Annotated in this window: 15 protein-coding genes; 1 reads left to right on the top strand and 14 read right to left on the bottom strand. The window is 73.1% G+C overall.

The features are described from left to right. Positions 1-71: 71 nt before the first annotated feature. On the top strand, positions 72-803 hold the full coding sequence (locus CCO02nite_RS00655; RefSeq protein ID WP_246117235.1) for an alpha/beta fold hydrolase: 732 nt from the start codon (positions 72-74) through the stop codon (positions 801-803). 87 nt (positions 804-890) lie between these two features. Here the strand turns inward: CCO02nite_RS00655 and pyk are convergent, their stop codons facing one another. The 14 genes from pyk to hisI all read right to left on the bottom strand — a co-directional run bounded on the left by pyk (position 891) and on the right by hisI (position 17,513). Continuing rightward, a complete protein-coding gene (gene pyk / locus CCO02nite_RS00650) occupies positions 891-2,318 on the bottom strand; it encodes a pyruvate kinase (protein ID WP_146841041.1) in 1,428 nt (475 codons plus the stop codon). A gap of 86 nt (positions 2,319-2,404) precedes the next feature. Then, complete coding sequence (locus tag CCO02nite_RS00645) at positions 2,405-3,886, bottom strand: glutamate synthase subunit beta (protein ID WP_146841040.1); 1,482 nt, start codon at positions 3,884-3,886, stop codon at positions 2,405-2,407. Next, positions 3,879-8,429, bottom strand: a complete 4,551-nt coding sequence (gltB, locus tag CCO02nite_RS00640) for a glutamate synthase large subunit (protein ID WP_146841039.1) — start codon at positions 8,427-8,429, stop codon at positions 3,879-3,881. Before gltB ends, CCO02nite_RS00645 begins: the two co-directional genes overlap by 8 nt. Positions 8,430-8,608: 179 nt before the next feature. After that, complete coding sequence (lgt, locus tag CCO02nite_RS00635; RefSeq protein WP_222593104.1) at positions 8,609-9,574, bottom strand: prolipoprotein diacylglyceryl transferase; 966 nt, start codon at positions 9,572-9,574, stop codon at positions 8,609-8,611. Continuing rightward, positions 9,571-10,401, bottom strand: coding sequence for a tryptophan synthase subunit alpha (trpA, locus tag CCO02nite_RS00630; RefSeq protein WP_146841038.1), 831 nt, complete (start codon positions 10,399-10,401; stop codon positions 9,571-9,573). The genes lgt and trpA overlap by 4 nt, the downstream gene beginning before the upstream one ends. Further along, a complete protein-coding gene (gene trpB, locus CCO02nite_RS00625) occupies positions 10,398-11,687 on the bottom strand; it encodes a tryptophan synthase subunit beta (RefSeq protein WP_371862453.1) in 1,290 nt (429 codons plus the stop codon). Before trpB ends, trpA begins: the two co-directional genes overlap by 4 nt. Then, a complete protein-coding gene (gene trpC / locus CCO02nite_RS00620) occupies positions 11,684-12,496 on the bottom strand; it encodes an indole-3-glycerol phosphate synthase TrpC (RefSeq protein ID WP_146841037.1) in 813 nt (270 codons plus the stop codon). Before trpC ends, trpB begins: the two co-directional genes overlap by 4 nt. Positions 12,497-12,738: 242 nt before the next feature. After that, complete coding sequence (locus tag CCO02nite_RS00615) at positions 12,739-13,227, bottom strand: DUF4190 domain-containing protein (protein ID WP_146841036.1); 489 nt, start codon at positions 13,225-13,227, stop codon at positions 12,739-12,741. Positions 13,228-13,342: 115 nt separating this feature from the next. Next, the gene (locus CCO02nite_RS15945; RefSeq protein WP_246117234.1) at positions 13,343-13,795 is read right to left on the bottom strand and encodes a DUF2752 domain-containing protein; all 453 of its coding nucleotides are present in this window, start codon (positions 13,793-13,795) and stop codon (positions 13,343-13,345) included. Beyond that, positions 13,796-14,440 (bottom strand): DUF4190 domain-containing protein, encoded by a 645-nt coding sequence (locus tag CCO02nite_RS00605; RefSeq protein WP_146841035.1) that lies wholly within the window; start codon positions 14,438-14,440, stop codon positions 13,796-13,798. A gap of 52 nt (positions 14,441-14,492) precedes the next feature. After that, positions 14,493-14,798: an HGxxPAAW family protein gene (locus CCO02nite_RS00600; protein ID WP_146841034.1), complete on the bottom strand. Its 306-nt coding sequence runs from the start codon at positions 14,796-14,798 to the stop codon at positions 14,493-14,495. 41 nt (positions 14,799-14,839) lie between these two features. Next, positions 14,840-15,514 (bottom strand): Trp biosynthesis-associated membrane protein, encoded by a 675-nt coding sequence (locus tag CCO02nite_RS00595; protein WP_146841033.1) that lies wholly within the window; start codon positions 15,512-15,514, stop codon positions 14,840-14,842. Continuing rightward, positions 15,511-17,079, bottom strand: coding sequence for an anthranilate synthase component I (locus CCO02nite_RS00590; RefSeq protein ID WP_146841032.1), 1,569 nt, complete (start codon positions 17,077-17,079; stop codon positions 15,511-15,513). The genes CCO02nite_RS00595 and CCO02nite_RS00590 overlap by 4 nt, the downstream gene beginning before the upstream one ends. Next, a complete protein-coding gene (gene hisI / locus CCO02nite_RS00585) occupies positions 17,076-17,513 on the bottom strand; it encodes a phosphoribosyl-AMP cyclohydrolase (RefSeq protein ID WP_246117233.1) in 438 nt (145 codons plus the stop codon). Before hisI ends, CCO02nite_RS00590 begins: the two co-directional genes overlap by 4 nt. Between the last annotated feature and the right edge of the window lie 38 nt (positions 17,514-17,551).

Raw genomic sequence — 17,551 nt, 5'->3', positions numbered from 1 at the left:
TGAGCGATGCGCACGATTTCGCCCCAGATCCTCCGCCCGAACCCACGGGTGCGGTGCGTAGCATCGCACCCGTGCCCGCCCCCACCACCGACCCCGCAACCGACACCGTGACCGTCGCCGACGCTGTGGCTGACGCCGTGGCTGACGTCGTGGCCGGAGCGGTCGAGCTCGGGCGGCCGGTCGTGTTCGTGCACGGCACGCGCACGTCGTCGCAGATCTGGCGCGAGCAGGTCGAGGCGGCCGAGGCCGGCGGCCACCGCAGCGTCGCGATCGACCTTCCGGGACACGGTTCGCGCTCGGGCGAGCGGTTCACGCTCGAGGGTGCGATCGCCGCGATCGACGACGCGGTCGCGGGCTGCCCGACGCCGCCTCTGCTCGTCGGGCTCTCGCTCGGGGGGTACGCCAGCCTCGCGTACGCGGGACGCCACCAGGACCGTCTGGCAGGGGTGGTGCTCGCGGGGTGCTCGACGACGACGCGGGGCAAGCCGCTGCGGCAGTACGGGCGCCTGTCGACCTGGCTGACGCGCGCGCTGCGCACGGGCGACGGCACCTGGCACGTCGTGAGCGACATGCTGCACGCCCTGCACGGCTACTCGCCGCTGTCGGACCTGCGCCGGCTCACGGTGCCGGTGTGGCTCGTCAACGGGGCGCGCGACCCGCTGCGCGTCGACGAGCGCCGCTACGTGCGAGCGCTGCCCGGTGCGCGGCTGACCGTGGTGCCGGGTGCGGGCCACGACGTGAACTCGCACGCCCCCGCCGCGTTCAACCGCATCCTGCTCGCCGCCCTGCACGACGCGCGCTGAGCCTGCTCTCCCCGCCCCGACGCCCGGACACGGCAGAGGGGCCCGACGCACGTGGCGTCGAGCCCCTCTGTGGATCCTGGGACCAGGTCAGGCCTTGCGGTCCGACTCGTCACCGATCTTGTGCACCACGACCGAGTTGGTCGAGCCGACCACACCCACCGGGGCGCCGGAGACGACCACGACGTACTCCCCCACCTCGGCGAGGCCGTTGGCGCGCAGCGTCTGGTCGACCTGGCGCACCATCTCGTCGGTGCTCGCAACCTGCGGCACCTCGTACGTCTGCACGCCCCACGACAGCGCCAGCACGTTGCGCACCGAGGTGATCGGCGTGAACGCGAGCAGCGGGATCGACGAGCGCAGGCGGGACATCCGGCGCGCGGAGTCCCCCGACTGCGTGAACGTCACGAGGTACTTCACGCCGATCGTCTCGCCGATCTCGGCCGCCGCCCGCGTGATGACGCCACCACGCGTGTAGGGGGTCGAGCCGAGGGGTGCGATGCGCTCGCGGCCCAGCTCCTCGGTCGACTCGATGATCCGCGCCATGGTGCGCACGGTCTCGACCGGGTAGTCGCCGACGCTCGTCTCACCCGAGAGCATGACGGCATCCGCACCGTCGAGCACCGCGTTGGCGCAGTCGGACGCCTCGGCGCGCGTCGGGCGCGGGTTCGTCGTCATGGACTCGAGCACCTGCGTCGCGACGATGACCGGCTTCGCGTTGCGGCGGGCGAGCTCGACCGCGCGCTTCTGCACGAGCGGCACCTGCTCGAGCGGCAGCTCGACGCCCAGGTCACCACGGGCGACCATGATGCCGTCGAACGCCGCGATGATCTCGGCCAGGTTCTCGACGGCCTGCGGCTTCTCGATCTTGGCGATGACCGGGACGACCCGGCCCTCCTCCTCCATGATCTGGCGCACGCGGTCGTAGTCCTGCGCCGAGCGCACGAACGACAGCGCGATGAAGTCGCACCCCTGGGCCAGGCCCCAGCGCAGGTCGGTCTCGTCCTTGTCGCTGAGCGCGGGCACGGAGACGGCGACGCCGGGCAGGTTGAGGCCCTTGTTGTTCGAGACGGTGCCGGGAACCTCGACGCGCGTGATGACGTCGGTGCCCTGCACCTCGACGACGCGCACGAGCACCTTGCCGTCGTCGATGAGGATCGGGTCGCCGGGGCTCACGTCGCCCGTGAGGCCCTTGAACGTGGTCGACACACGCTCCTTGGTGCCCTCGACGTCGTCGGTCGTGATGGTGAACGTGTCACCGACCGCGAGTTCGTGGTGGCCCTCGACGAAGCGGCCGAGGCGGATCTTGGGGCCCTGCAGGTCGACGAGGACGGCCACCGAACGGCCGGACGACTGGGCGGCGGCACGGACGTTGGCGATCACCTTCGCGTGCTCCGCGGGGTCGCCGTGGCTGCGGTTGATCCGGGCGACGTCCATTCCTGCGTCGACGAGTGCCTGGATCATGTCCAGGGTCTCCGTCGCAGGGCCGAGGGTGCAGACGATCTTTGCTCTACGCATGAAGGCGAGCCTATGCCTTTCGGGTGTGGGTGGTCGGTCCGAACGTCCCGTCGGACCTGTCCGGCCCGCCGGTAGTGCGGGGGTCGTCAGGGGCGCATCGCCACCGTGGTGGCGGTCACCGGGCTGGGCAGCTCGGAGGAGCCGGACAGGTACGCGTCGACGCCGGCGGCCGCGGCACGGCCCTCCGCGATCGCCCACACGACCAGTGACTGGCCACGACCGGCGTCGCCGGCGACGAACACGCCGGGGACACTGGTCGCGAAGTCGTCCCCGCGCGCGACGAGGCCGCGGGAGGTCAGCTCGACACCGATCTGACCGGTCAGCTGCTCGGTCTCGGGACCGGTGAAGCCCATCGCGACGAGCACCAGGTCGGCCGGGATGTCGCGCTCCGTGCCCTCGGTCGGCACACGACGCCCGTCGGGCAGGTACTCCGTGGTCGCCAGCCGGAGCCACGCGACGCGCTCACCATCCTCGTCGGGCAGGAAGGCGACCGTCGAGGCGAGGTACTCGCGCTGCCCGCCCTCCTCGTGCGACGACGAGACCTCGAACACGATCGGGTCGGTGGGCCAGGGCTGGCCGGCCGGCCGCTCCGTCGGGGGCATGCGGCCGATCGCGAGCGTCGTCACCGACGCCGCCCCCTGGCGCAGTGCCGTGCCGAGGCAGTCAGAGCCGGTGTCGCCACCGCCGATGATCACGACGTGCTTGCCCTGCGCCGAGATGGGCGTCAGGCCCAGGGCGCTCGGGTCCTTGCCGGCCGCCTCGGCGTTCGCCGGGTGCAGGTAGTCCATCGCGAAGTGCACGCCGTCCAGCGCCGTCCCCGGTACGCGCAGCTCGCGCGGCACGGTCGCCCCGGTCGCGACGACGATCGCGTCGTAGCGCGCCTCGAGCTGGGCCCACGTGATGTCGCGCCCGATCTCGACGCCCGGGCGGAAGCGGGTGCCCTCGGCCTCCATCTGGATCAGCCGACGGTCGATGTGCCGCTTCTCGAGCTTGAAGTCCGGCACGCCGTAACGCAGCAGGCCGCCGATCGCGTCGTCCCGCTCGTAGACCGCGACGGTGTGACCCGCGCGCGTGAGCTGCTGGGCCGCGGCCAGACCGGCCGGGCCGGAGCCGACGACGGCGACCGTGTGGCCCGTGAGCCGCTGCGGCACCTGCGGCACGATCAGGCCACGGTCGAACGCCTCGTCGATGATCGAGACCTCGACGTTCTTGATCGTCACGGGCGGCTGGTTGATGCCCAGCACGCAGGAGGACTCGCACGGCGCCGGGCAGATCCGGCCGGTGAACTCCGGGAAGTTGTTCGTCGCGTGCAGGCGCTCGCTCGCGTCCGCCCACTGCCCGCGCCACACGAGGTCGTTCCACTCGGGGATCAGGTTGCCCAGGGGGCAGCCGTTGTGGCAGAAGGGCACGCCGCAGTCCATGCAGCGGCCGGCCTGCTCCTTGAGGAACGGCTGACCCGCCTCGAGGTGCGCGTGCACGTCCTTCCAGTCACGCAGTCGAACCTCGACGGGCCGGTTCGGCGGGAGCTCACGGTCCCGCACCTTCAAGAAGCCGCGGTGGTCAGCCACGGGCCACCTCCAGGATCTGGTCCCACACGCCGGGCGCGGCGGGGTCCAGACCGTCCGCCTCGGCCTTCGCCAGCGCACGGCGCACCCGCGCGTACTCGGTCGGCAGGAGCCGCGTGAATCGTGCGCGCCAGTCCCCTGCGAGCAGCTCGGCGGCCACCGGCGAGCCGGTCTCGTCCTGGTGGCGGCGCAGGAGGCGCTCGACGAGCACGGCGTCCTCGTCGTCCAGCGGGTCGAGCGAGAGCTCTCCCGTGCGGACCGCGTCGAGGTTGACCAGCGCCGGGTTGAGGTCCAGCACGTACGCCGTCCCGCCCGACATGCCCGCGCCGAAGTTGCGACCCGTGCGGCCGAGCACCAGCACGGTGCCGCCCGTCATGTACTCGCAGCCGTGGTCGCCCACGCCCTCGACGACGAGCGTCGCACCCGAGTTGCGCACGCCGAACCGCTCCCCGACGAGCCCGCGCAGGAACGCCTCGCCCGAGGTCGCGCCGTAGCCGATGACGTTGCCCGCGATGACGTTGCGCTCCGAGGAGAGCACCGCGTTGCGGTCGGGGCGCACCACCACCCGGCCGCCCGACAGACCCTTGGCGACGTAGTCGTTGGCGTCGCCGAACAGCCGCAGGGTCACGCCGCGCGGCAGGAACGCGCCGAAGGACTGACCGGCCGAGCCGGTGAGCGTCACGTCGATCGTGTCGTCGGGCAGGCCCTGGCCGCTGTAGCGGCGGGTGACCTCGTGACCCAGCATCGTGCCGACGGTCCGGTTCACGTTCCGCACCGGCAGGTCGATGCGCACGGGTTCGGCGCGCTCCAGAGCGTCGGCCGCCAGCTCGATGAGCCGGTTGTCGAGCGCACGGTCCAGGCCGTGGTCCTGCAGCTTGGTGTGGTGCAGGGCGGAACCCGGCAGCGGCGAGGGGACGGCGAGCACGGGGGCCAGGTCCAGGCCCTCGGCCTTCCAGTGGTCGATGGCGGCGCGGGTGTCGAGCAGCTCGACGTGACCGACGGCCTCGACGAGCGAGCGGAAGCCGAGCTTGGCGAGGTACTCGCGCACCTCGGTCGCGATGAACTCGAAGAACGCCTCGACGAACTCCGGCTTGCCGGAGAACCGCGCGCGCAGCTCCGGGTTCTGGGTCGCGACGCCGACGGGGCAGGTGTCGAGGTGGCAGACCCGCATCATGATGCAGCCGGACACGACGAGCGGCGCCGTCGCGAAGCCGAACTCCTCGGCACCGAGCAGCGCGCCGATGACGACGTCACGGCCGGTCTTGAGCTGGCCGTCGACCTGCACGACGACGCGGTCGCGCAGGTCGTTGAGCACGAGCGTCTGCTGCGTCTCGGCCAGGCCGATCTCCCACGGCGTGCCGGCGTGCTTGAGGCTCGTCAGCGGGCTCGCACCCGTGCCGCCGTCGTGACCGGAGATGAGCACGACGTCCGAGTGCGCCTTGGCGACGCCCGCCGCGATCGTCCCGACGCCGAACTCGGAGACCAGCTTGGTGTGGATCCGGGCGCGCGGGTTCGCGTTCTTCGCGTCGTGGATCAGCTGCGCGAGGTCCTCGATCGAGTAGATGTCGTGGTGCGGCGGCGGCGAGATGAGGCCCACGCCCGGAGTCGAGTGCCGGGTCTTGGCGACCCACGGGTACACCTTGTGCCCCGGCAGCTGACCGCCCTCGCCGGGCTTGGCACCCTGGGCGAGCTTGATCTGGATGTCGTCCGCGTTCGTCAGGTACTCGCTGGTCACGCCGAAACGGCCCGAGGCGATCTGCTTGATCGCCGAGCGACGTGCGGGGTCGTGCAGGCGCTCGGGGTCCTCCCCGCCCTCACCCGTGTTGGACTTGGCACCGAGGCGGTTCATCGCGATCGCGAGCGTCTCGTGCGCCTCGGCCGAGATCGACCCGTAGGACATCGCGCCCGTGCTGAACCGCTTGACGATCTCGCTGACCGGCTCGACCTCGTCGAGCGGGACCGGCGGGCGCTCGCCCTCGCGGAACGTGAGCAGGCCGCGCAGCGTCATCAGACGAGAGCTCTGCTCGTCCACGCGGTGCGTGTACTGCCGGAACACGTCCATCTGCCGCGTGCGTGTCGCGTGCTGCAGGCGGAACACGGTCTCCGGGTCGAACAGGTGGTCCTCGCCGTCGCGACGCCACTGGTACTCGCCGCCGACCGCGAGCCGCTGGTGCGGCAACCGGTTGCCGGATGCCGGATACGCGTCCGCGTGGCGCGCCGCGACCTCGGCGGCGATGACGTCGAGCCCGATCCCGCCGAGCCTGCTCGTCGTGCCCGCGAAGTAGCGGTCGACGAGCGGCTGGGACAGGCCGATGGCTTCGAAGACCTGCGCACCCCGGTAGGACGCGATCGTCGAGATGCCCATCTTGGACATGACCTTCAGGACACCCTTGCCGAGCGCCTTGATGAGGTTCTTGACGGCCTTCTCCGGGCCGACGTCGCCCAGGTAGCCGTGCCGGGCGAGGTCCTCGACCGTCTCCATCGCGAGGTACGGGTTCACCGCGGCCGCGCCGTACCCGATCAGGAGCGCGACGTGGTGCACCTCGCGCACGTCGCCCGCCTCGACGACGAGCGAGATCTGCGTACGCGTGTGCCGGCGCAGGGTGTGATGGTGCACCGCCGACAGCAGCAGCAACGAGGGGATCGGCGCGAGCTCGGCGTCGGAGTTGCGGTCCGAGAGCACCAGGAAGCTCACACCGTCCGCCACGGCCGCGTCGACCTCGGCGAAGATCTCCTCGAGGCGCGCCTCGAGCGCCTCGCCGCCGCCGGAAGCCTTGTACAGGCCGCGGATGATGATCGACCGGAAGCCGTGCTGGGGCTCCTTGGCGACGTGCACGATCTTCGCGAGCTGGTCGTTGTCCAGCACCGGGAACGGCAGCACGAGCTTGCGCGCGTGCTCGGGGCCGTCGACGAGCAGGTTCGGCTCCGGGCCGATCGCGCCGCCGATCGACGTCACGAGCTCCTCGCGGATCGCGTCGAGCGGCGGGTTCGTGACCTGGGCGAACATCTGCGTGAAGTAGTCGAAGAGCATCCGGGGACGCGTCGAGAGGACCGCGACCGGCGTGTCGGAGCCCATCGCACCCAGGGGCTCGGCGCCCGCCGACGCCATCGGCGTCAGCAGGATCTTCAGCTCCTCCTCGGTGTACCCGAACGCGCGCTGGCGCCGGCGCACCGACGCGGCCGAGTGCGCCACGTGCTCGCGCTCCGGGAGCTGCTCGAGGTAGACCGAGTTCTCCTGCACCCACTGCGCGTACGGACGCTGCGCCGCGAGCTGGGCCATCACCTCGGAGTCCGCGACGATCCGGCCCTGCCCCGTGTCGACCAGGAAGAACAGCCCGGGCTCGAGCCGACCCTTCGCGACGATCGAGGCCGGGTCCAGCTCGAGGACGCCCGACTCCGAGGCGCACACGACCAGCCCGTGCTCGGTGACCCAGTACCGGCCGGGGCGCAGCCCGTTGCGGTCCTGCACCGCTCCGATCAGCGTGCCGTCGGTGAACGTCATCGCCGCCGGGCCGTCCCACGGCTCCATGAGCGTGGAGTGGTACTCGAAGAACGCCCGCGTCGCCGGGTCCATCTGGGCGTGGTTCTCCCAGGGCTCCGGGATCATCATCATCACCGCGTGCGGCAGCGACCGACCCGAGAGGTGGAGCAGCTCGAGCACCTCGTCGAACGATCCGGAGTCGGAGCCGCCAGGCGTACAGACGGGCAGCAGCGGGCCGAGGTCGCCGAGCTCGTCCGACTCGAGCATGCCCTCACGGGCCGCCATCCAGTTCCGGTTGCCACGAACGGTGTTGATCTCGCCGTTGTGCGCCACCATCCGGAACGGCTGCGCGAGCGGCCACGACGGGAAGGTGTTCGTCGAGAAGCGCGAGTGCACGAGCGCGATCTCGCTGGCGTAGCGCGGGTCGGACAGGTCCGCGAAGAACGGTTCGAGCTGCCCCGTCGTGAGCATGCCCTTGTACGTGATGGTGCGCGCCGACAGCGACGCGAAGTACACGCCGTGCTCGCGCTCCGCGCGCTTGCGCAGCCGGTAGGCGCGACGGTCGAGCGCGATGCCCGCGAGCTCCCGCGAGGGGTCCGCGACGACGAGCTGGCGGAACACCGGCATCGACGCGCGCGCGGTCGGCCCGACGAGGTCGGCCGTGACGGCCACCTCACGCCACGCCAGGACCTCGAGCTTCTCCTCGACGGCGATCGCCTCGACGGCCGCGACCGCGGCTGCGCGCTCGTCGTCGTCGACCGGCAGGAAGGCCATGCCGATCGCGTAGTGCCCGGCGGGCGGGAGCTCGGCGTCCACGACGTCGCGCAGGAACGCGTCCGGGATCTGCGTGAGGATGCCGGCGCCGTCGCCGGAGTCCTCCTCGGCGCCCACGGCGCCGCGGTGGTCGAGGTTGAGCAGCGCGGTCAGGCCGGCGTCGACGATGTCACGGCCGGGCGTGCCTCGCAGCGTCGCGACGAACGCGAAACCGCACGCGTCGTGCTCGGCGGCGGGGTCGTAGAGACCCACGCCGGGCGGCGCAACCGGCAGACCGGATGACGACGTCATCTTCACCGTCCTCACGGCACCCCTGGGGCAGGGGCACCCTCACGTACTCGGGGGGATCGGGACGTCGTCGGCCCTGGTGTGCGGCGACGATACCGCCCGTTCGCACGGGGATCGGCATCGGCTCCGCAGTGACCCGGGTCACACCCCGGATCACGGACGCTTCGACCGCGGGGTCCGCCTCAGGGGCGGGCCGGATCGGCCGCGTCGTCCTCGTCCTGCTCTTCGTTCTCGTCGACCTCGACCTCGGGCGCCACGTGAGCGCCCTCGTCCGTCTGGTCGTCCTCCTGCTGCGTGGGGGGTTCCAGCAGGAGGGTCGTCTCGCGTCCTGGATGCCGACGCCCGACTATGACGAACGCTACCAGCGCGCCCAGGAAGAGCAGGATCGACGTCCAGACGTTGATCCGCAGTCCCAGGAAGCCGTGCGCGGGGTCGATCCGCACCATCTCGATCCACAGCCGGCCACTGGTGTAGATCATCACGTACAGCCAGAACACGCGGCCGTAGCCGAGCCTGAACCGGCGGTCCGCCCACACCAGGATCGCCGCACCGCCGAGGTTCCAGAGCATCTCGTACAGGAACGTCGGGTGGAACAGCGTGCCCGGCGGGTAGCCCGCCTCCTGCGCGACGTCGTCGTCGACGCGCAGCCCCCAGGGCAGCGTCGTCGGACCGCCGAACAGCTCCTGGTTGAACCAGTTGCCGAGCCGACCCAGCGCCTGCGCGACGAACAGGCCGGGCGCGACCGAGTCCGCGAACGGTGCCAGGCGCACCCCCTGGCGCCGGGCGCCGATCCACGCGCCGAGCCCGCCGAGCGCGACCGCGCCCCAGATGCCGAGGCCGCCCTCCCAGATCGCGAACGCGCGCCACGGGTGCCCGCCCGCGCCGAAGTACGCGTCCGGGGACGTGATCAGGTGGTAGAGCCGGCCGCCGACGATGCCGAAGGGCACCGCCCAGAACGCGATCTCGACGACCGTGTCGGGGTCTCCCCCGCGCTCCGCGTACCGCCGACGCCCGATCCAGACCGCCGCGAGGATCCCGACGAGGATCGCGAGCGCGTACGCGCGCAGCGGCAACGGACCCACGTGCCACACGCTCTGCGGGGGGCTGGGGATCGCCGCGACGAGCGCGGCGTGCACCGGCCCGCTCACGAACCCGTCCGATGGGGCGCACGGCGCACACCCGCGGCCAGGTCGGCCGTCAGCGCGGCGAGCCTGGCCCGTCCCGTCGGCTCGTCGGGTGCGTCGACGAGGGTGCGCACGAGCGCCGATCCGACGATCACGCCGTCCGCGTAGCCCGCGACGCGCTCGGCCTGCTCGGCGGTCGAGACGCCGACACCGACGCACACGCGCGCCGCGCCCGCCGCACGGGTGTCCGCGACGAGCTGCTCGGCGCGTTCGCCGACCGTCGCCCGCTCACCGGTCACGCCCATGGTCGACGCCGCGTAGACGAAGCCCCGGCACGCCGCTGCCGTGGAGGCCAGCCGCTCCGGGGTCGAGCTCGGCGCGACGAGGAAGACGCGGTCCAACCCGTGCGCGTCCGACGCCGCGATCCAGTCCGCACCCTCGTCGGGCACGAGGTCCGGGGTGATCATCCCCGCGCCGCCGGCCGCGGCGAGGTCGCGCGCGTACGCGTCCACGCCGTAGCGCAGCACGAGGTTCCAGTACGTCATCACCAGCACCGGCGTGCCCGTGGCCGCGATCTGCTCCACCGCCGTGAGCACGTCGCGTGTGCGCGTGCCGCCGCGCAGCGCCGCGTCCGCCGCGCGCTGGATGATCGGGCCGTCCATCACCGGGTCGGTGTACGGCATGCCGAGCTCGACGACGTCGACCCCCGCGTCGACCATCGCGCGCACCGCGTCGATCGAACCCGGCACGGTCGGGTAGCCCACCGGCAGGTACCCGATCAGCGCCGAGCGGCCCTGCGCGCGCAGGTCGTCGAGCAGCGCACCGGTCTGCGATGCGACCGTGACGCTCATGCGGGTGCTCCCTCGTCGTGCTGCTCGTGCTCGTCGGGCTCGTCGAGCAGGCCGAACCAGGCCGCGGCCGTGGCGACGTCCTTGTCCCCGCGACCCGACAGGTTCACGAGGATCACCGGCTCGTCGGACCACTCGCGCGCCTGCGGGCCGATCTGGATCGCGCCCGCCAGCGCGTGCGCCGACTCGATCGCGGGGATGATTCCCTCGGTGCGGCACAGCAGCCGGAACGCGTCCATCGCCTCGACGTCGCTGACCGGCAGGTACGTCGCGCGGCCGAGGTCGTGCAGCCAGGAGTGCTCCGGGCCGACGCTCGGGTAGTCCAGTCCCGCCGACACCGAGTGGCTCGGCACGGTCTGGCCGTCCTCGTCCTGCAGCAGGTAGCTGCGCGCACCGTGCAGCACGCCCGGCGCGCCGCCCGAGAACCGCGCGGCGTGCTCGCCGAGCCCGCTGCCGCGTCCGCCGGCCTCGAAGCCGAACAGCCGCACGTCCGGCTCGTCGAGGAACGCGTTGAAGATGCCCATCGCGTTCGACCCGCCACCCACGCACGCGGCGACCGCGTCGGGCAGCCGGCCGATCTCGGCGAACAGCTGCGCGCGCGCCTCCTCGCCGATCACCTTGTGGAAGTCACGGACCATCTCGGGGAACGGGTGCGGTCCGGTGACCGTCCCGAGCAGGTAGTGCGTCGTCTCGACGTTGGCGACCCAGTCGCGCAGCGCCTCGTTGATCGCGTCCTTGAGCGTGCGCGTGCCGATCGTCACCGGGATGACCTCGGCACCGAGCAGCCGCATCCGGGCGACGTTGAGGGCCTGGCGGCGGGTGTCCTCCTCGCCCATGTACACCGTGCACTCGAGGTCGAGCAGCGCCGCAGCCGTCGCGGTCGCGACACCGTGCTGGCCCGCGCCCGTCTCCGCGATCACGCGCTTCTTGCCGAGCCGCTTCACGAGCAGCGCCTGTCCCAGCACGTTGTTGATCTTGTGCGAGCCGGTGTGGTTGAGGTCCTCGCGCTTGAGGAACACCCGCACGCCCTCGCCGACGTGCGCCGCGAACCGCGGCACCTCGGTCAGCGGGCTCGGGCGGCCCGTGTACGTCCGGTGCAGCCGCGCGAGCTCGGCGCCGAAGCCCGGGTCCGTCAGTGCCTTGTGGTAGGCCGTGTCGAGCTCGTCGAGCGCCGCGACGAGCGCCTCGGGCACGAAGCGACCGCCGAAGTCGCCCCAGTAGGGGCCGACGTGCGCGGCGAGGGAACCGCCCGCGGCCTGCTGGCCGGGCACGGTGGGTCGTCCGCTCACTGGCGCACCGCCCGCAGCGACGGATGGGCGCCGGCCGCGACGAGGTCGGCGACCGACTCGCGCGGCGCGTCGTCCGTGACCAGCGCCTCGCCGACGAGCACGGCGTCCGCGCCGGCGCGCGCGTAGTCCATGACGTCGTGCGGTCCGCGCACGCCCGACTCCGCGATCTTGACGATCCCGGCGGGGATCGACGGCGCGACCTTGGCGAACGTGCCGCGGTCCACCTCGAGCGTCTTGAGGTTGCGCGCGTTCACGCCGATGACGCGGGCGCCCGCACCGACCGCGCGGGCCACCTCCTGCGCGTCGTGCACCTCGACGAGGGCCGTCATGCCGAGCGAGTGCACCCGGTCGACGAGCGACTCGAGGACCGTCTGCTCGAGCGCCGCGACGATCAGCAGGCACAGGTCCGCGCCGTGCGCGCGGGCCTCCCACACCTGGTACGGCGTGACGACGAAGTCCTTGCGCAGCACGGGGATGTCCACCCGCGCACGCACCGCGTCCAGATCGGCGAGCGACCCGTTGAAGCGCCGCTGCTCCGTGAGCACCGAGATGACGGCCGCGCCGCCCTTCTCGTACTCCGCGGCGAGCGCCGCCGGGTCCGAGATCGGGGCGAGGTCGCCCTTGCTCGGGCTCGACCGCTTCACCTCCGCGATCACCGTCACCGCGTCCTCGACGCGCAGCCGGTTGACGCACTCGATCGCCGACGGCCGACGTGCCGCGAGCTCCTTGACGGCTGCGAGCGGAGTTGCCGCCTCCCGCACCGCGAGGTCCTGCCTGACACCAGCGACGATCTCGTCGAGCACGGTCATCGCAGCCTCACCCCATCCACCGATCGGCCCGGTCCGCACCGAGCGCAAGCGCCTGGAGTCCGGGGAGTCGTCTCACCGGCCATGGTACGGGCGCCCCGAGGTGACCCGGACCACAGCCCGCCCCTCGGGACACCGCACGGACCGGCCCCTGCCTGCAGCGTTCGTCGCCGTGCGCAACGAACGCTGCCCGCCACGGTGGAATCCGTGGCGGGCAGCGACCGAGCTGATGCGGGTCGGGGCGGTCAGGGCGAGGTGGTCGTGCCCGCCGCGAGCCCGAAGGCGAGGAGGACGACCCACAGCACGATGCCGAGCAGCGAGAGCGCGGTCCCGATCCAGCCGGTGATCACACCACCCTGCGCGGTGCCCAGGTTGTTGGCCTCGCCCGCCGCGACCGCCTTCTTGGCGTTGTTGCCGACGATGATCGCGGGGATGCCGGTGAACAGGCCGCACATCACGATGCTGAGGATGCCGAGCACCAGCGACCACACGCCCAGGCTGTTCTTGGCGTAGTTCTGGAGGCCGTACTGGCTGCCCCCGTAGACGGGTGCGGCGCCGTAGGCGGGCGGTGCCCCGTACGCGGGCGCGCTGCCGTAGGCCGACGGCTGGGCACCGTAGGCAGGCGGCTCGGCACCGTAGGCGGGTGGCTGGGTGCCGTACGGGGGCGGCGTGGCGCCAGGTTCCTGCGGCTGTCCCTGCGGCTGTCCCTGCGACGGGTCGTCCGGCGTGCTCATCGCGCTCTCCTCGCTGCTGTCGCGGCCCAGCTCCCCGGGGCCGTCGTCGAGATCGTAGGGCTGTCGACCGCCGCGCGGGTGGACGTCCACCGCCGACCGCGCGCGCGGCCCTCGGTCACGGCGCGAGCCAGGGTGCGAGCGCCGGCACGTTGCGCAGCACGCCGAACGCCACGACGAGCACGAGCAGCCCCCACCATGCCCACGGACGCAGTGCGGGTCCGGGCCGACCGCGCAGCGCGCGCACGAGCCACACCACCCACAGCACCACCAGCACCGGCGCGAGCACGACCCAGAGCGCGTTCATCCCCCAGGCCCCGGCGACGTCGCCGTGCAGCAGGTCGTGCGTCGCGCGCAATCCACCGCACGCGGGGCACCACCAGCCGGTCAGCGCGAGCATCGGGCAGAAGCCGTAGCTGCCCTGCTGGTGCGGGTCGTGCAGCGCGACGACGAGCGCGGCGGCGCCCACCGCGACGCCGATCGCCGCGGGCGTGCGCCAGGCCGGTGACCTCGACGTCACCGGTCCGTGCACCTCGGCCTCAGGTGCCGAGCCCGCCCTGGTCGCGCTCACTCATCCGCCCGTGCCCGTGGTGAAGGTGCCGTTCGAGGCCAGCGCGATCCCGCTGATGATCGCGAGCACGACGCCGATCCAGCCGAGCACGATGCCCGCGGTACCCAGGCCCCCGTTCGTGGCCAGACCCTGCGCCGCGTACCGCCGGCTCCGGTTGCCGAGCACGATCGCGACGATCGACGCTGCGAGTCCCAGGAAGCACATGCAGTTGACGACCAGGCCGACGATCCCGAGGACGAGCGACGCGGTGCCGGCGCCGTTCTTGGTCGGCGGGCCGTAGGGCGCGTACGGGCCGGCGCCGTAGCCAGGCGGACCGTAGGCGCCGGCCTGGCCGTACGCCGGGGGCTGGCCGTACGCAGGCGGCTGCCCGTACGCAGGCGGTTGCCCGTACGCGGGAGGCTGGCCGTACGCCGGGGGCTGGCCGTACGCGGACGGCTGCTCGTACGCGAGGGGCGTGTCGTACGCGGGCGGCGTGCCGTAGACCGGCGGCTGGCCGTAGGTGCCGGACGTCGGCTCCGTCGGGGCGCCGTACGTCGGCGTGATCGGCGGCTCGGCGAACAGCGGGTCGACGTACGGCGACTGGGGCTGCTGCGGCTCCTGCGGTGGCAGCGGCTCCTGCGGGTCCTGCGGATCGGGCGTCGACATCGGCACTCCAGGTCCGGTGGCGCGCCCGGGCGGGGCGCGCGTGGGTCGTCGGTCAGTGGCCGCCGGTACGGGCGGCGCGTGCGGCCGTGGCCGCCCCGCCCTGACCGTGGCCGAGCACCTGCAGCGTCTTGCCGACGACGAGGCCGAGCAGCGCGACACCGATGCCGACCCAGAAGATCCAGGCCTGCGCCGCGACCATGCCGCCCGCGGCGATCAGACCGCCGAGCACCACGACCCAGGTCGTGGTCCAGGCGGCGACGGTGCGCCCGTGGTTGGTCGGGGGTGCGCTCGGCGGCAGATGGGCCGCCTCGGTGACCGTGGCGTTCTGCGCGCGGTGCGCGAGGGTGTTGTCCGACATCATCAGGCCCTTCCTGCGTGGTTCGCGATCACCCTAGTGGGTCAGGAGGGGTCGTCGCCGCGGCTGAGCGCGTCCCACGCCGCGCGTTCGTCGTCGACCGGTGCGCTCGCGTGCGCCGCATCCGCCGTCCCGCCCGCACCGCCGGCGTCCACGTCGTGCCGCCCCGACCCTGCCCACGCGCGCGAGGCCCGCACGAGCCAGCCCCCGCACACGACCGTCACCAGGCCGAGCACCGCCGCGACCCACGGCCACACGCTCACCTCGACGTCCCCGACGACGTGCGCGACGCCGGTCGCGTCCGCGACGGCGCCCGCGGCGGCTCCCCCCGGGTCCGCCAGCACGCCGACGGCACCCGCGACGACGAGCACACCCGCGCCCACGACGACGACCGCGACGACCCACCGCCCGATCCGCCCGACGAGCGCGAGCGCGGCGGCCGCGGCGGCCAGCACGAACGCCGCGCCGACGATCGCGGGTGCGGCGTGCGAGCCGGGCACGCGCACCGTGACGTCGCCGGCGAGCGCGGACGTGCCGTGCGCGGTGAGCCACGTCGGCACCCCCACCAGCGCGGACAGGCCCGCCAGGAGCAGCACGGCGAGCGCGGCCCGGCCGCGACCCGATCGCGAGCGGCGCTCCGGTGCCGGCGCCGGCCCGGCGCCCTCGTCGGACCCGCGCTCCCCCGGCTGCGGGCCGGACGGGCCGGACGGGACGGTCACGGTGCGACGCGGCGCAACCGCGAGGCCACCTGGATGGCGCCGACGACCGCGGCGGCCTTGTTGCGCGACTCGGCGTACTCCAGCTCGGGGACGGAGTCCGCGACGATGCCCGCGCCCGCCTGCACGCTGGCGCGGCCCTCGCGGATCAGCGCGGTGCGGATCGCGATGGCCATGTCCATGCCGCCCGCGAAGTCGAAGTACCCGACCGTGCCGCCGTAGATGCCGCGGCGCGCGGGCTCGATCTCGTCGATCAGGGCGATCGCGCGCGGCTTGGGCGCGCCCGACAGCGTCCCCGCGGGGAACGTCGCGGTGAACGTCTGCAGCGCGGTCGCGCCGGGCCGCAGCCGCCCGACGACCGTCGACGTGATGTGCATGATGTGCGAGAACCGCCGCACGGACATGAAGTCGATCACCTCGACCGACGACGGCTCGCACACGCGCGCGAGGTCGTTGCGGGACAGGTCGACCAGCATGATGTGCTCGGAGCGCTCCTTCGGGTCGGCGAGCACCTCGTCGGCCAGCGCGCGGTCCTCCTCGGGCGTGGCGCCGCGCGGCCGCGACCCGGCGATCGGGTACGTCGTGACGTGGCCCGCGTCGACCTTGACCAGCGTCTCGGGGCTCGAGCCGACGACCGCGAAGTCGACGCCGTCGGCGTCCTGGAGCTGCACGTAGTACATGTACGGGCTCGGGTTGATCGTGCGCAGCACGCGGTACACGTCGATCGGCTCGGCCGGGCAGTCCAGGTCCAGCCGCAGCGAGAACACGACCTGGAACACCTCGCCGTCCCGGATCGCCTCCTTGCCGAACCGCACGGCCTGGTCGAACTCGTCGCGGTTCGAGCGGAACCGCAGCTCGGGCCCCGCGTCGTCGCCGAGCACGGCGAGCGCGGGCGTCGCGGGGTGCAGCAGCGCCTCCTGCATCGCGTCGAGCCGTTGCACCGCGTCGGCGTGTGCCTCGTCGACCCTCTCGTCGGTGTCGTCGAAGTTGATCGCGTTCGCGATCAGCCACACCGAGCCGTCCTGGTGGTCGACCACCGCGAGGTCGGTCGCGAGCAGCAGCGTGAGCTCGGGGACGCCGAGCTCCTCGGGTGCCTTGCGCGGCAGCGTGGGCTCCCAGTGGTGCACGATGTCCCAGCCCAGCGCGCCGACGAGGCCGCCCGTGAGCGGCGGCAGGCCCGGGATCGCGGGCGTGCGCAGCACGTCGAGCGTCTCGCCCAGCACGTCGAGGACGTCACCGTCGGTCGGCACACCGACCGGCACGTCGCCCGACCACACGGCCGCGCCCTCGCGCACCGTCAGCGTCGCGCGCGAGCGCACCCCGACGAACGACCAGCGTGCCCACGTGCCGTCGGCCTCGGCCGACTCCAGGATGAACGTTCCGGGCCGCCCGGCCGCGAGCGTGCGGTACAGCCCGACGGGTGTCACGTCGTCGGCGAGCAGGCGTCGCACCACGGGGATCACGCGGCGCGTGGCCGCGAGCTCGCGGAACCGCGGCAGTGCGGGCCACGTCGTGCCCCACGGCACCTGGTCGGCCGTGCGGGCGTCGCCCGGGTCGGGCGCCGTCATCGGTCCTCCCCCGCGTCCGTACCGACAGCCGTACCCGCAGCCGTACCCGCAGCCGTACCCACGGCCGTGTCCACGACCGTGACGGGCAGCGGCCCGCCCGCCTCGAAGCACGTGCGGGCGCCGGTGTGGCACGCGGCGCCCACCTGGTCCACCTCGACGAGCAGCGCGTCGCCGTCGCAGTCGATGCTCACGGCGCGCACGTGCTGCACGTGGCCCGACGTGTCCCCCTTGCGCCAGTACTCCTGCCGCGAGCGGCTCCAGAACGTCACGCGCCCGCTGGTGAGCGTGCGGTGCAGGGCCTCGTCGTCCATCCAGCCCAGCATGAGCACCTCGCGGGTGTCGTGCTGCTGGACGATCGCGGCGACGAGGCCGTGCTCGTCACGCTTGAGGCGCGCGGCGACGGCGGGGTCCAGGGCGGTGTCGGCTGTCGGCACCCGCGCATCCTCCCACGTCGGTCCGACACGCCCGGGCG

This window comes from Cellulomonas composti, from assembly GCF_007990245.1.
Lineage (GTDB): Bacteria > Actinomycetota > Actinomycetes > Actinomycetales > Cellulomonadaceae > Cellulomonas > Cellulomonas composti.
Note: the sequence above shows the minus strand (reverse complement) of the source record. Positions and strands in the feature narration are given on the sequence as shown.

What these genes read in the sequence shown, in the direction of transcription:
- gltB (WP_146841039.1), bottom strand. Translation starts at nt 8,429, where the DNA reads ATGACGTCGTCATCCGGTCTGCCGGTTGCGCCGCCCGGCGTGGGTCTC.
- CCO02nite_RS00590 (WP_146841032.1), bottom strand. Translation starts at nt 17,079, where the DNA reads ATGACGGCGCCCGACCCGGGCGACGCCCGCACGGCCGACCAGGTGCCG.
- CCO02nite_RS00615 (WP_146841036.1), bottom strand. Translation starts at nt 13,227, where the DNA reads ATGAGCACGCCGGACGACCCGTCGCAGGGACAGCCGCAGGGACAGCCG.
- CCO02nite_RS00600 (WP_146841034.1), bottom strand. Translation starts at nt 14,798, where the DNA reads ATGTCGGACAACACCCTCGCGCACCGCGCGCAGAACGCCACGGTCACC.
- CCO02nite_RS00605 (WP_146841035.1), bottom strand. Translation starts at nt 14,440, where the DNA reads ATGTCGACGCCCGATCCGCAGGACCCGCAGGAGCCGCTGCCACCGCAG.
- trpC (WP_146841037.1), bottom strand. Translation starts at nt 12,496, where the DNA reads ATGACCGTGCTCGACGAGATCGTCGCTGGTGTCAGGCAGGACCTCGCG.
- pyk (WP_146841041.1), bottom strand. Translation starts at nt 2,318, where the DNA reads ATGCGTAGAGCAAAGATCGTCTGCACCCTCGGCCCTGCGACGGAGACC.
- trpA (WP_146841038.1), bottom strand. Translation starts at nt 10,401, where the DNA reads ATGAGCGTCACGGTCGCATCGCAGACCGGTGCGCTGCTCGACGACCTG.